Source organism: Bacteroidales bacterium, assembly GCA_035299085.1.
In the GTDB taxonomy this organism is placed as follows: domain Bacteria; phylum Bacteroidota; class Bacteroidia; order Bacteroidales; family UBA10428; genus UBA5072.
In genome coordinates this window covers 47,093-61,111 of sequence record DATGXG010000019.1, presented here as the reverse complement: position 1 = coordinate 61,111, position 14,019 = coordinate 47,093, and the positions used below count along the sequence as shown (strand labels likewise).

The window sequence follows — 14,019 nt, the reverse complement described above, 5'->3', positions numbered from 1 at the left end:
GGATCAATGCAGGCTTATAACCCTCGATAATTTCCATTTGCCCTGGCTTAATTTCCAGATGGTAATGAATTTGGAAGGTTGTGACGTTGTTCCTTCCGCTTTATTATGGAAATAGTGATATCCTATTTCAACAGCCCCGAAATTGGCAATAGGATATACTTCAAGGCTTGCCTTGACTCTCGTGCGGGTAACCTTGCCACAGATATTATTTTTAATCGACTCAAGAATATCACTTTTTGAGGTGCTTAGACCGCCCCGGTCATGGTAGAATTCAATGTTATCATCATAAAAATCCGCCTGCAGATCAATATCGCAAGTATTATAGGCATTGAAAAAAATGCTATCCAGGTATACAATGGTGTCATAGAGTTTCTGATCATCAGGTTTGTATTCCGGTATGCTTTTTTGTATGATGTTTTGTGAGAACGCCTGTAGGTTAATAAGGCATATGAAAACAAGCAGTATAAAATTTTTCATTTTTAATTCTGAATAATTAGTGATTGAAAATTGACGTTCGTTTGATTAATTCGCTGCATAAAGAAACTCTTCAATCAATTCATTAACCAATATTGGAATTGTATCGATTTTATTTCCCGAGCAGATTTCACCGATGTATTCGCCATGTGCGCCCGGAATTATAGCCAGGCGGCCTTTTAACAATGCAGATAATTCAAGTGCGTGCTGAACGGTTACAACATCGCGGTCACCGTTTATTACCAGTGACGACCTGTTAATTCCGGAAATCTTCTCCGGAGGAATATCCCGGAATTCAAGCATCCTGTCGCGATCACGGTTAAACATGGCCATCAGTCCGGATGGATCGGGATTTATTTCTAGGTATGCCTGTTTTAAAGGCTCCGGCATGTTTTCAATCGTCGCCTTTTTCATACCCTCCCAAAAATCCGCGGGCATTCCGTTGCGGTTAACTAGGGCAGCAATCAGTACCAGTTTATTAACCCGCTCGGCATGCCGGATGGCAATCTCGATGCAGGTTGTTCCCCCATTGCTGAATCCCATGAAGTCTGCTTTTACCACACGCAGTTCATTCAGTAATTCAGCGACATCATCTGCATCCTGTTCAAAAGTAAGGGGGCGGTCAATATCGGGAGTGTGGCCATGCGCCTGCAATTCCACGGCAATTACCATGTGTTTTTTTGCAAGATCAGGCAGAATGCGCCCGTAAGTGGAGTAAATAGTTGATCCTCCTCCATGGAGCAATACCAGTGGAAATCCTTCCCCGTGAATTTCATAATATAAATTGAGACCGTTCACTGAAGCGTAATTGCCTGTTGCATTTTGCATAATAACGGATTATATGTTTCAGGTAATAACATTTATTTTTACGGGCAGTTCAAGCCATAACAGAAGTTATTAATTTTAGCAGTATCAACTTTGTACTATAATGAACTCACATTTCCTCAGAATTTTTACCGGTATCATTTTTTGTGCTGTTCTGCTTACAGCCTGTTCAAAGAAATCCGGCAACCCGGTTTTCCCGGGATGGTACGCCGACCCGGAGGCAACCGTTTTTGATAATGAATACTGGATCTATCCCACTTTCTCAGCTCCTTACGAAGAACAGGTTTTTATGGATGCCTTTTCTTCAACTGACCTGGTTACCTGGACCAAACATGAGCACATCATTGATACATCTGCTGTGAAATGGGCAAAATACGCCATGTGGGCACCGGCTATAGTGAAAAAGGGCAGCAGCTACTTTTTATTTTTTGCTGCCAATGATATACAGAATGACAGTGCAATGGGCGGCATAGGCATAGGCATTGCTGAAAAGCCCGAAGGACCTTACAGAGATTACCTCGGCAAACCCTTGCTGGACAAGTTCCATAATGGCGCTCAGCCGATTGACCAGTTTGTTTTTAAGGATAAGGATTCACAATATTACATGATTTACGGGGGCTGGAGGCATTGTAATATTGTAAAGCTGAACAGTGATTTTACAGGGTTTGTACCGTTTGATGACAGTACCGTTTTCAGGGAAATCACACCGGAAGGTTATGTGGAAGGGCCTTTTATGTTTACCAGGAACGGAAAATACTACTTCATGTGGTCGGAAGGATCGTGGGGCGGTTCGGATTACCGGGTGGCATACGCTATTGCGGATTCTCCTTCAGGGCCTTTCAAGCGACTCAATACCATACTGGAGCAGGATCCTGAAATTGGCAAGGGCGCAGGACATCATTCAGTGATTCAGATTCCGGGAAAGGATGAATGGTATATAGTTTACCATCGCCGGCCGCTTGATAAAACCGGTGCAAACGACCGGCAAACCTGCATTGACAGGATGTATTTTGATAAAGACGGGTTTATTTTGCCGGTGAAGATAACGAACGAAGGAGTGAATAAAAGGAAATTGTAGAGACGGCCAATTTGGCCGTCTCTGCGATGGTTTTAAAATTATTTTATCGCATACACACAACTATCAGCGCTGCCAAAGAAAACCATGCCGTTGTAAACCGTGGGTGAAGACAGGATGGATCCGACAGAGTATATTTTATCCACCGATTTCATGTTGGCTTCATAGGTATTCTCGGTAAAAATCTTCGGATAGTTGAATTCCCCGTTTGGAGCAATTACCGAATCAGCGTTTGCAATGGCTGCAGGAGTCCGGAACTGCCACAACGTTTTCCCTGTTCTTGTTTCAAACGCATACAGGCTTCCTCCGTGGGTTCCCAGGTATACAACGCTGCCTGCCACCGAGGGTGATGAAAATCCATACGTCTTACAGTCGCCCGTATACAATTCCTTGCCGCTTATTGCTGAAAGCGCTATGAATTTATGCGAATCCGATGTTTCAAAATAAAGCGTATCGTTATGTATGGCCGGTGTAGCAATAACCCACGATCCATTATTATAGTACTGCCATTTCAGATCGCCGGTTTCCGCCTCAACAGCCCAGATGTGAGCATCACGGCAGCCTGAATAGACGACGCCTTTATAAACTACAGGTGAGGATTGAAATCCGACCTGGTTGTAATACACCGTATCAATGCCTGTTTTGAATTTCCACTTCAGCGAACCGGTTTCGGCATTCAGGGCATACAGGTAACTGTCCCAGCTTCCGAAATAAACCGTTTTGCTGGCATAGGCAGGTGAGGAATGGATGACGTCACCGGTTTTGAATTCCCATTTCTTTTCACCGGTATTGGCATCGAGTGCATAGAAAGTTCCTTCGCCGCAGCCAATGTATAACACGCCGTTGGCAACCACAGGTGATGACAGGAACATATCCCAGGGATCATCGAGCTTCCTGTCCTTTTCAGGCATGCCATGAATACCAGGCGCTGAAAAAACTCTTTCACCGGCCGTCTTGAATTTCCATATTTCTTTTCCCGTTTTCTGTTCGAGACAATACACGTTTCCGTCAAAACTCATAAATGCTACTTTATTTTCAAATGCGGCGGGAGTGGAGCTCACACGGCCTTCTGTCTTATAATTCCAGAATAAAGATCCGTCTTTTACGTTAAGGGCATACAGGTTGCCGTCATCGCTGCCTATGAACAGCCGGCCATCGGCAATTACCGGGGATGAAAAAACTCTTCCCCCTGTTTTAAAGGTCCACGCTGTAACAGTCAGGCTGTCAGGTCCCCAGGAATCAAAATAACCGGAATGAATGGTATCGTTTCTGAAAAACATGGATGTTTGCCTGGTGCTTGTATTACATGAAGCAAGCACGGTGCAGAGCACAATGAAGAAGTTATTGCGAATTGACATGACGGATTTTACTTTTTATATTTGACCCGTAAAGTACGAATTACCCTCGTTCAATTTAGTAATATTGCCGTTGAAAATTTCCCGATGAACCGAAAACTTTTGCTTCAGCTGCTTCCGGGCTTTATACCACTCTTTATCTTCATTGTTGCAGATGAAATATGGGGAACCAAAGTAGGATTGTTGGTGGCCGTAGCCTCCGGGATTATTGAACTTATTATTTACAGGGTAAGAGACGGTAAATTTGATAAATTCATTTTGCTGGATACACTGCTGATTGTCATCCTTGGTGTTATTTCAATCATTCTCGACAATGATGTCTTTTTTAAGCTGAAGCCCGCACTGATCGGGGTATTGATGTGTGCCGTTCTGGGGATATCTGCATTCACTCCGAATAATTACCTGCTGATGATGTCGAAACGCTATATGAAAGGCGTTGAAATGAATGATCAGCAATACCTGAAATTCAGGCAAAATCTCCGGACACTTTTCTGGATATTTTCTGCCTATACAATCCTTGTATTTTATTCAGTATGGTTCATGAGCAAGGAAGCCTGGGCGTTTATCAGCGGCGGATTGTTTTATATCCTGTTCGGCGTTTATTTTTTATTCGAAATGGCTAAAATCTGGCGGATGAAAAAGCAGCAGCAAAACGAAGAATGGCTGCCGCTCGTGAATGAGAAAGGCGAAATTATCGGAAAAGCTCCCCGGAGTGTATGTCACTCCGATAAAAAATACCTGCATCCGGTGGTGCACCTTCATGTAATCAATGACAAAGGCGAAATAGTGCTGCAGAAAAGGCCGCTTACCAAAACCATACAGCCGGGCAAATGGGATACGGCTGTGGGAGGTCATGTGGCATTTGATGAAACGATTGAGCTGGCGCTAAAAAGAGAGAGTGAAGAAGAAATCGGCCTGCACGATTTTGATCCGAAACTGGTTGCCAATTATATCTGGGAATCCGATGTGGAGCGCGAATTCGTTTTCTGTTTTATCACCCGTCATAACGGTCCCATAAATCCACACAAAAAGGAGCTGGCAGGAGCCGGATTCTGGACTGTTCCGGATATAAAAGCATCGCTGGGCAAAGGAATATTCACTCCTAACTTTGAAGAAGAATTCAAAAGGTTCCTGGTAAAATTCTGAAAAATACACTGCGTTTGTAACCTTTTCGTTCTGATCTACTCAGAGGATTGAAACAAGTTGTCAAATTTTAAACAGTAAATTATGGAAACAACAATCAATCCCTCTCTGAGAGGCGTTTATACGCTTCTGAAGTATACGTTTGCCATTGTCCCCATTGTGGCCGGACTGGATAAATTCACTAATATCCTTACCCGATGGGATCATTATCTGAACCCTGCATTAACCGGTATGTTGCCGTTTTCGGGACACACATTTATGTACCTGGTTGGAATTATTGAGATTATTGCCGGCATCCTGGTGCTGATCAAACCGGTCACTGGCACGCTCATCGTTTCCGCATGGCTTGTGCTTATTGCCCTTTCTTTGATTACAGGCGGAAATTATCTTGATGTGGCGGTCCGTGACCTTGTCATGGCAATCAGTGCATTCTCCGCGTCGCGGTTAGCCCGGTTAATTGAATAATTCAGTATTAAATTGTTCTTTATGATGAAAGAATCATTGGAAATGACAACGACTGCCTTATCCGACAATGAAATTATAAGGAAGATCCTGGATGGCCACACAGGGCTTTTTGAAATCCTTATCCGAAGGTACAACCCGTATCTTTATAAAACCGGGCGGTCCTATAACCTGGATCATGAAACTACCCAGGACCTCATGCAGGACACATTTATAGATGCCTTTGTGAATCTTTCGCGGTTCGAAGGGAGGGCAACCTTTAAAACATGGATTATTAGTATTATGCTGAATAACTGTTACCGGAAGACGCATAAACACAGTTATCTTTTTGAAGAGGCCCGGGATTTCAATAACAATCCGGTATTTACGGTTCCAAAATCAAATGATGTAAATGCTATTGTTGTGAATAAAGAATTGAATGCTGTTATTGAAAAAGCGCTCTCCGCAATTCCTGAAGATTACAGGCTTGTGTTTTCGATGCGGGAGTTAAGCGGACTGAGTGTTGCTGAAACAGCGGAAATACTGAAGTTAAGCGAAGCGAATGTAAAAGTCCGTTTAAACCGTGCAAGGCTTATGTTGAGGAAAGAAATTGAAAAGACCTACAGCCCGGAAGAAATTTTTGAGTTTAACCAGGTATTCTGCGACCGGATGGTTAAAAGGGTGATGAATTCCATATTGATCAATCAGAAAGATAAATTCTGAAAGCAAGATCCCGGAAGATTGTTATAAACCTTCCGGGATCTGAATCATTACTTCTTCATCATCCTGGTTATCACAAAGCTCAGCAGGAAACCGGCGGAAATACAGATCAGTTCAATCCCCATATTGAGGAATGAAGTTCTTGCATCAAATTCGTATTCATGCAATCCTGTCGGGTTTGTCAGCGCAATGATCAGCAAGCCCAATCCTCCGAAAAGTACAATTAAACCCCATTTTAATGTCGGGTACGTTCTTTCTTCAACCACATGCTGTTCAAGAATGCCGGCTTTGTCAATATGATCTTTAATGATCAGCTTTCTTCTCAGCAGGAAATCGGTGAAGACTTTAATAATCATATAAATGCCTGTGAAAACAACTGCAATTCCTAATACTTGTTCCATTTTTTTATGATTTAAATGTTTGAAGTATGAGTCGGAAAGATTTCACAAAAGTTGCAGAAAACATTCTTAAATTTCATGCAACTTTTTTACAGGTCGGCAGACTAATTTTAAAACCTGACAGCGTCGGAGACCTGTCAGCGTTTTAAAATTTCGGACGCTGTCAGGTTAAACATATGGACGATCGCTTATTAATACAACGGATTAAAGACGGGGATATATCGGCTGTCAGTCAGATGGTGAATAATCACCGGAATTTGATCTGGCATATTATCATTTCGATGACGGGGCGGAATTCCGACAATGAGGATCTTTTCCAGGAAGTGTTTTTACGGGTATTTAAAGGAATCCGGAAATTCAGGGAGGAAGCCAAACTTTCAACATGGATAGGATCCATTGCGCACCATGTTTGTGTGGATTACCTGAGAAAGAAAAAACTGAATTCGATTTACACCGATATTGAGAATGACTTTAAAGCCGTTCAGAACATAAAATCCGAGTTCGCTACAAATGAGCATGAGGATTTAAACAAATTGCTGTTATCGGCTATTGAAAAATTGCCACCGGCATTCAGAACCGTAATTACCCTGTTTCACCTGGATGATCATTCATATAGGGATATATCTATTATTACCGGTATGCCGGAAGGCACTGTTAAAAGTTACATCAGCAGGGGCCGTGACTCGCTGAGGCAAATTCTCACACAGGCTGTGCCTGACATTGCAGAAATTATGAACCAGTTTTAAGGAAAGAATATGAAAACCGAACCGTATTCAAACACTGAAATGAATGCCCTGATCAGGGAAGCACTGGGATCGGATCCCGGTTATAAAATTCCTTCTTCCCTGGCTGAAGCCACAATCAGGAAAATTGAAAGAAGGTTGATGTGGCGTGAACTTGTGATTGAATTGTCAGCAAAAACAGGTATTGTGGCAGGAAGCCTGGGAATACTAACTGGTGTTCTGTATTGGATGGGACAAAACCAACTGGTGAAGCAAATCATTGGCTTCGGCATGAAATACAAGCAGCTGATTGTAGTATTGCTGGCATCCGTATTTGTTATTGTTTTATTCGATCAGTTGATATTCAAATATATCAACCGGATTAAAAGCAACGGATTGAATACAAAGTTGAGCCGGATAGGATAAGACATTGGTTTTATTCCTATTTTCACAAAAAACCCGAGCCATGAAAACCGTATTGTCATTTCTTGCATGCTGCCTGATCCTTGTATCCTGCGACCCCAAATCTGAATCAACTAAACAGACTTCAGTCCTTAACGGCACCTGGAAACTGTTATCCGGCACACTCATTGAAAACGGTGATACAACGGTGACTCAATATACAACCGGCGTATCATTCATTAAGATTATCAATGATGATCACTTTGCTTTCCTGCAGCACGATCTGAACCATGGGGCCGATTCATCAGCTGTTTTTGTGGCAGGCGGAGGTGCTTATACTCTAAAGGACAGCCTGTATACCGAACATCTCGAGTATTGCAACGACAGGGGCTGGGAAGGGCATGATTTCTCCTTCGTTGTGACCGTTAAAAACGATACCCTCATTCAGAAAGGTATGGAAGTCATTCCTGAAAAAGGCGTGAACCGGCTGAATATTGAGGTATACGTAAAGCAGTAGTCATTCTGAGCGGAGATTTCGTTCAGACCTGGTTCGGCTAAGGCTCTGCCTTAGTCGAACATATCCTGCCAGGCTCAGCCTGGCTTTTATACTTGATGCAGGCATAGCCTGCATAGATAAAATCGACTAAGGCAGAGCCTTAGCCGAACTGAGACGAAGTCACAGCCTTCGCCTGGCACAGCCTAAGCCGAACTGAAAATACCGATTACGGAATACCGAATACTGATTTCTACTTCTTATCCAGTATCTTCTCCACCTCATCCATTGTTTTATTCATCATTTCAATGGTTTTGGAGAATGGGATATCGGTTGTCATATCCACACCGGCGTCCTTTAACAGGTCAATCGGGTATTTCGATCCGCCTGCCGATAAGAAAGCCAGGTATTTCTGAGTGCTTGCCTTGTCGCCATTAATTACATTTCCTGCCAGGGCTGTTGACGCGGTGAATGAAGTGGCATACTGGTAAACATAAAAATTATAGTAGAAATGAGGAATGAATGACCATTCGTTATTATAAAGTTTATCGATGATGCAGATACCTTTATCGTGACCGTAATACTTTCGGATAATCGCACCATATGTATCATTCAGCACATCACTTGTCAATGGCTTGCCGGCTTCAGCAAGCTCATGGATAGCCAGCTCAAATTCGGCAAACTGGGTCTGCCTGAACAGGGTGCTCTTGAAATTGTCGAGGTTGCTCATCAGCAAAGCAAGGCGGGTATTGTCATCCGTGATGTTCTTAACCAGGTAATCATTCAAAAGGACCTCGTTGAATGTGGAGGCGACTTCGGCAGTAAAAATCGGGTAATCGGCAAGCGGGTAAGGCTGGTTTTTATTCGACAGGTAACTCTGCATGGTGTGGCCCAGTTCATGTGCCGTTGTGCTTACATCGGTATATTGCCCGTTAAAGTTAAGCAGCATATAAGGATGCACGTCATACACCGATCCGTTTGAATAAGCGCCTGATCTTTTACCCGGGGTAGGATACACGTCGAGCCATCGTTCATTAAACGCTTTTGCGATTATAGATTGATAATCCGGTCCCAATGGCGAGAGCGATTTTACGATAAGATCCTTTGCCTGGTCGAAACTGTATTCGAGGTTAATTTTGCCCACAACCGGGGCGTAAATGTCCGAGTATTTCAACGTGTCAACGCCCAGAAGCCGTTTCCGCAGTTCAAGGTAACGGTAGAAAACAGGCAGGTTCTTATTTACGTTTTCAATAAGTTTCCGGTAAACGGTCGGTGGTATATTATAACGGTCTACTGCGGCTTCCAGGGCTGTTTCATAATTGCGGGAACGGGCCATGAAAATATTGGCATTAACACCGCCGAGCAATTGCTCTGAAAACGTGGATTCAAATTTCTGCATAGTCGACCAGAAAGTTCTGAAAACCAGTTCCCGGTCGGATCGTACCGGCGATGCCCTGTATTTGTTATATCCGGCAATATTGACAAGCACCGTGTCACCTGTTGACAGTATCGCTTCGGGATATGGAAGGTCATTGTTAATGAATACGCTGAAAATGCTTTGTGGTGCGCTAAGTACTGCCGAAGCCTGAGCTAGGATTTTTTCCTCAGGTTCTGACAGCATATGTTTCTGCTGTCTGAAAAGGTCATCAAAGTACATCCGGTAAACAGCTAATCCTTTATTTTCAGCAACAAACCTGTCAATTTTTTCCTTTCCGACGGAGAGTAGTTCAGGCCTTGAATAGGCTGTGGCTGCCCCGATCAGGGGATCTACCTGGCGCATAATCTGGATCATCGACTGATAATTGTTGTTGCCAAGATCCTCATCCGATTTCATGGATGCATACGAATATACCCGGTTATATAACTTATAGAAATCGAAATAGGTATTCATGAATTCGAGCAGGGTTTGAGAGGATGAACCCAGCTTTCCCTTATAAGACTTTAAAACAGGGATTTTACTTACCACTTCATCCTTGGCTGCTGTCCATGCCGCTTCGGTAGGATAAATCTCAGCCAGGTTCCAGGTGTATTTCGGATCGATCTTACTTCTTTCCCTGGTCTGGCCCGACAGGGAAACTGATACAATTAGCAATGCACCGAGGGCAATGCCCGTAATATTCCTTTGCATAAATTCGGATTTGAATGATGTTTGAATACCACAAAATTGCAATAAATATCTAAATAACCTCTGTTTGTTGAAATTGTTCTGTACATGAAAAATAGCTTAAAAAGAGGAAGATATTAATTTTGTAAAAACTGAAAGCATCAATACATGATCCAGGACATCTACCCGCATTTTTTAAACAACCGATTCACAGAAGCTGCAATTGCAACCAATGACAATGATTTTATATTCGTTTTCAGAAATGATAAAATTTTGCTGAGACAAACCGGCGATGAGTTGGAGATACCCACCAAAAAATATTTCAAGGGTACCTTAGAATCCGCTGTATATTTATTTTCACTTGACAACTCGAGGTGCTACCTGGCCGGGGATTCTGTATTGCCGGAGGATGAAAGTTTTGTTTTCTATGAAATGACATTCTTTCGTACAGCCCGGCAAAAAGAAATTGCATGGGCTTCACTTGTGGCGCATCAAATTATGCACTGGTACGATCAAAACCAATTTTGCGGGAAATGCGGATCTTCTATGTCGCATAAAACCGATGAAAGAGCACTGGTTTGCACTGAATGTAAAAATACAGTTTACCCGCGGATATCACCCGCGATCATAGTGGCCATAATTTGTGGAAATAAAATACTGTTAGCTAAAGGAGTAAATTTCAGGGGAGGGTTCTATTCGCTTATAGCCGGGTATGCCGATATTGGCGAATCGCTAGAAGAAACGGTTGTAAGGGAAGTAAAGGAGGAAGTCGGGATTGATGTGTTCAATATCCGGTATTACAAAAGCCAGCCATGGCCGTTATCGGGTTCCATGATGATTGGTTTTATTGCAGAGGCTGACGATACCCGGCCTATAACTATTGATGAAAAAGAGATCGCCGGCGCGGCGTGGTTTGAACGCGGTTCACTGCCGCAGCATTCTCCTTCGGAAATTAGTATTGCAGGTGAAATGATTGAGAGATTTGAAAGTGGGGAGCTTTAAAAATTTTTATATTTTTAAATCCCCATATCTCAAAAACTATGAAACCAATAATCCTTTTTTCTGTACTTCTGTTGCTTTCATTTCCGGTAAAGACACAGACCCTCTCTCCTTACAAAACTGCAAATGAATCTAATGACAATCCGGACAGCACTATATCACGCGTTCAGAAACAAAATACCTGGATGCCTTCTTCCAAACTGGTATTTTCATATGATGAGAATGGAAGAAAGACCGAAACGATGCAATTTTATTGGGATACTGTAGCCATATCCTGGCAACAAATGATTCATACATATCATAGCTATGATGCGAATGGAAATATGACATCGGAATTCCGTTTCGCGCTCAATCCGGCCACAGACAAGTGGGATACGGTATCGAATTATACCCGGTTATATATTAATAATGCCATTTACAGTTGGGTTTATGATAGCTGGGATCCGGCAAATCATGAATGGTATCATGCCATGAAAGGTGAGTATGATTATAATGAATCCGGAGATGAGATCACGTATATTACATTTAACTGGAATGCACAGGCTTCTGCATGGGATTCCAGTTATCTGTGCAGAATGAAGATGAACAGTTCGGGCAAAGATTCAACAGGCGAATACTTCAAATGGAACACATCCGGTAGCAATTGGGAGAGTTGGTATACATATGATTATTATTATGATGAGAATGGGAATGATACCCTTATTGCCTATCATAATTATGGGGAAACAGAATTTATTGACCACAGCGAATTTGATGAAAACGGATTCAGAACTTCACTGACAACCTACAAATGGATTGACGGGGATTGGCAGGAAGTCGCACGGACAGAATATATACCCGGCACCAATGGCAAAACAGTATTGAGCACATGGTTTAGTTGGGATACCAGCCTGGATAAATGGGTGCCGGTTTTTCAGGATCAAAACTACTATGAAGGTGAATCCACCAAAAACAACAACGTTGTGAATTCCGGTTTGATTGTTTTCCCAAACCCTGCCAGTGAATGCATTCAGATTAAATTAACAGATTCAACTACACCGGCGATTTTTGAGCTATATGATCTGAATGGGAAAAGAATGTTGCAGCAGCTGGTTACTTCCGGTTATTCCATTCCGGTTTCGTATTTATCGCACGGATTATACCTGTATCAATTGCATATGGGGAATGATGTTTTCAGCGGAAAAATAGTAATTCGCTGAAAGCATTAAAGTTGGTACTATTTGGAAAACAGGTGATTATAATGCTACTCGCGTTAGCGGTTGGATTTGACATGTGCGAGTGTTGACGGCTATGGGCAAAGCCTAAGGCTTTACGGTGCCTTGTGTTTAACAATAGTAACAACTTCCGACCTTTTTTAGTCTCAATTGTTATCCTTTTTGAATTTTCAAATGGCCGTTAAACCAAATCAACTTATATGAAAAAGGAACAGGTAATCCGGAAGTATTCAGAAATAATCGATTTGTTTTCTGAAAATGCAAAAGACTATATTAAAACAGCCGGTTCCAGGAGCGTAGCTCCGGGTGCTGAAGCATTGAAAAATCTGTCTAAGCTGGATGCAGAACTTCAAAATGATCCGCTTGATGCACACGATGTGCTGAAGGAACTCCATTCGCTGGGATCCCCTGCAACGATGCTCAATACCGGTGGTCGTTTTTTTGGTTTTGTTGTCGGGGGAACACTTCCTGCTGCCCTGGGAGCAAATTTAATGGCGGGAGTATGGGATCAGAATGCAGGTCTTGAGATTTTATCCCCTGTTTCCTCTGCTCTCGAAAGGGTTAGCAGGAAATGGCTCATTGATTTACTTCATTTGCCAAAGGAAACCGAAGTGGGATTTGTTACCGGTGCCACCATGGCTAATTTCACCGCCCTGGCTGCAGCACGGCATGCTGTTCTGGCAAGGGAAGGGTGGAATGTGGAGGAAAACGGATTATACGGAGCTCCTCCATTGACTGTAGTAGTAGGCGAAGAAGCGCATGTGAGCCTGTTTAAGGCGCTGAGTCACCTTGGACTGGGAAGAAACAGGGTTGTCAGGGTTCCCTGTGACAGCCAGGGAAGAATGCGACCCGACTGTTTTCCGAAACTTCATGGTCCTGCAATAGTTTGCCTGCAGGCGGGAAATATACACACAGGAGCGTTTGATCCTGCCGGCCAGATCTGCGACCTTGCTCATCAGTATGATGCCTGGGTGCATGTTGACGGGGCTTTCGGGCTGTGGGCACTGACTCTTCCGGAGAAGGGAAACCTCACTGCTGGCCTGGAAAAAGCGGATTCATGGGCTACAGACGCCCACAAATGGCTGAATACACCTTATGACAGCGGACTGGCTTTTGTTAAAGATACAAAATCGCTTACAGCTGCCATGACCCAGAATGCCTCATACCTCATCCAGGATGGAAGCAGGGATCCTTCGATTTTCGTTCCTGAAATGTCGAGGCGTGCCCGTGGAACTGAAATTTGGGCTGCATTACGAGGATTGGGTAAAAAAGGAGTGGCTGATTTGATCAGAAGCAGTTGCGATGCAGCAGTCCTGTTTGCTGAAAAACTGAAAAACGCAGGGTTTGAAATACTGAATGACGTAGTCCTTAACCAGGTGATGGTATCCTTTGGTAACGATGAAGATAATTCACGGATTATTCGTAGAATACAGGAAGAAGGCACATGCTGGTGCGGAGGTACCAAATGGCACAACCAGTCGGCTATGAGGATCAGCATTTCTTCATGGCAAACCACAACGGAAGATGTTGATCGGTGTGCTGAAATAATGATAAGGATAGCAAAGGAAGAAATGAGTAGGACGGTTGTAAATGCAAACCAGCCGGCCATGACTAAAGTTTAATCACCCGGTTTTGCAGGGATTTGTTATATTTG

General features: G+C 43.1%; 15 protein-coding genes. 10 read left to right on the top strand and 5 right to left on the bottom strand.

What is annotated here, in order from left to right:
- Positions 1–3: 3 nt before the first annotated feature.
- Both VK179_05450 and VK179_05445 read right to left on the bottom strand, forming a co-directional pair.
- The gene (locus VK179_05450; protein ID HLO58164.1) at positions 4–477 is read right to left on the bottom strand and encodes a nuclear transport factor 2 family protein; all 474 of its coding nucleotides are present in this window, start codon (positions 475–477) and stop codon (positions 4–6) included.
- A 45-nt stretch (positions 478–522) separates the two neighbouring features.
- Positions 523–1,302: an alpha/beta hydrolase gene (locus VK179_05445; GenBank protein ID HLO58163.1), complete on the bottom strand. Its 780-nt coding sequence runs from the start codon at positions 1,300–1,302 to the stop codon at positions 523–525.
- 100 nt (positions 1,303–1,402) lie between these two features.
- Between VK179_05445 and VK179_05440 the strand changes: the two genes are divergently transcribed.
- Positions 1,403–2,377 (top strand): glycoside hydrolase family 43 protein, encoded by a 975-nt coding sequence (locus VK179_05440; protein HLO58162.1) that lies wholly within the window; start codon positions 1,403–1,405, stop codon positions 2,375–2,377.
- Positions 2,378–2,415: 38 nt separating this feature from the next.
- Here the strand turns inward: VK179_05440 and VK179_05435 are convergent, their stop codons facing one another.
- Positions 2,416–3,732, bottom strand: coding sequence for a PQQ-binding-like beta-propeller repeat protein (locus VK179_05435; protein HLO58161.1), 1,317 nt, complete (start codon positions 3,730–3,732; stop codon positions 2,416–2,418).
- 84 nt (positions 3,733–3,816) lie between these two features.
- Between VK179_05435 and VK179_05430 the strand changes: the two genes are divergently transcribed.
- The 3 genes from VK179_05430 (at position 3,817) to VK179_05420 (ending at position 6,036) form a co-directional block, all read left to right on the top strand.
- Positions 3,817–4,875, top strand: coding sequence for a septation protein IspZ (locus VK179_05430; protein HLO58160.1), 1,059 nt, complete (start codon positions 3,817–3,819; stop codon positions 4,873–4,875).
- 81 nt (positions 4,876–4,956) lie between these two features.
- Complete coding sequence (locus VK179_05425) at positions 4,957–5,337, top strand: hypothetical protein (protein HLO58159.1); 381 nt, start codon at positions 4,957–4,959, stop codon at positions 5,335–5,337.
- Between the two features lie 21 nt (positions 5,338–5,358).
- A complete protein-coding gene (locus VK179_05420; protein HLO58158.1) occupies positions 5,359–6,036 on the top strand; it encodes a sigma-70 family RNA polymerase sigma factor in 678 nt (225 codons plus the stop codon).
- 47 nt (positions 6,037–6,083) lie between these two features.
- On the opposite strand, the gene VK179_05415 is transcribed toward VK179_05420, so the two are convergent.
- Positions 6,084–6,434: a hypothetical protein gene (locus VK179_05415; protein HLO58157.1), complete on the bottom strand. Its 351-nt coding sequence runs from the start codon at positions 6,432–6,434 to the stop codon at positions 6,084–6,086.
- A gap of 173 nt (positions 6,435–6,607) precedes the next feature.
- Here VK179_05415 and VK179_05410 point away from each other — a divergent pair, with 173 nt between their 5' ends.
- From VK179_05410 to VK179_05400, 3 genes are read left to right on the top strand one after another with little or no spacing between them, the layout of a single operon-like run.
- Positions 6,608–7,177, top strand: coding sequence for an RNA polymerase sigma factor (locus tag VK179_05410; protein ID HLO58156.1), 570 nt, complete (start codon positions 6,608–6,610; stop codon positions 7,175–7,177).
- Positions 7,178–7,186: 9 nt separating this feature from the next.
- Positions 7,187–7,579: a hypothetical protein gene (locus tag VK179_05405; protein HLO58155.1), complete on the top strand. Its 393-nt coding sequence runs from the start codon at positions 7,187–7,189 to the stop codon at positions 7,577–7,579.
- A 40-nt stretch (positions 7,580–7,619) separates the two neighbouring features.
- Complete coding sequence (locus VK179_05400) at positions 7,620–8,072, top strand: hypothetical protein (protein ID HLO58154.1); 453 nt, start codon at positions 7,620–7,622, stop codon at positions 8,070–8,072.
- A gap of 229 nt (positions 8,073–8,301) precedes the next feature.
- Here VK179_05400 and pepF read toward each other — a convergent pair whose 3' ends face one another.
- Positions 8,302–10,176 (bottom strand): oligoendopeptidase F, encoded by a 1,875-nt coding sequence (gene pepF / locus VK179_05395; protein ID HLO58153.1) that lies wholly within the window; start codon positions 10,174–10,176, stop codon positions 8,302–8,304.
- Between the two features lie 144 nt (positions 10,177–10,320).
- Here pepF and nudC point away from each other — a divergent pair, with 144 nt between their 5' ends.
- The 3 genes from nudC to VK179_05380 all read left to right on the top strand — a co-directional run bounded on the left by nudC (position 10,321) and on the right by VK179_05380 (position 13,987).
- Positions 10,321–11,154, top strand: coding sequence for an NAD(+) diphosphatase (gene nudC / locus VK179_05390; protein ID HLO58152.1), 834 nt, complete (start codon positions 10,321–10,323; stop codon positions 11,152–11,154).
- A 38-nt stretch (positions 11,155–11,192) separates the two neighbouring features.
- Positions 11,193–12,350, top strand: a complete 1,158-nt coding sequence (locus VK179_05385; protein ID HLO58151.1) for a T9SS type A sorting domain-containing protein — start codon at positions 11,193–11,195, stop codon at positions 12,348–12,350.
- Positions 12,351–12,565: 215 nt separating this feature from the next.
- Entirely contained in the window at positions 12,566–13,987 is a 1,422-nt protein-coding gene (locus VK179_05380) for an aminotransferase class V-fold PLP-dependent enzyme (protein ID HLO58150.1), read from the top strand.
- The last annotated feature ends 32 nt before the right edge of the window (positions 13,988–14,019 follow it).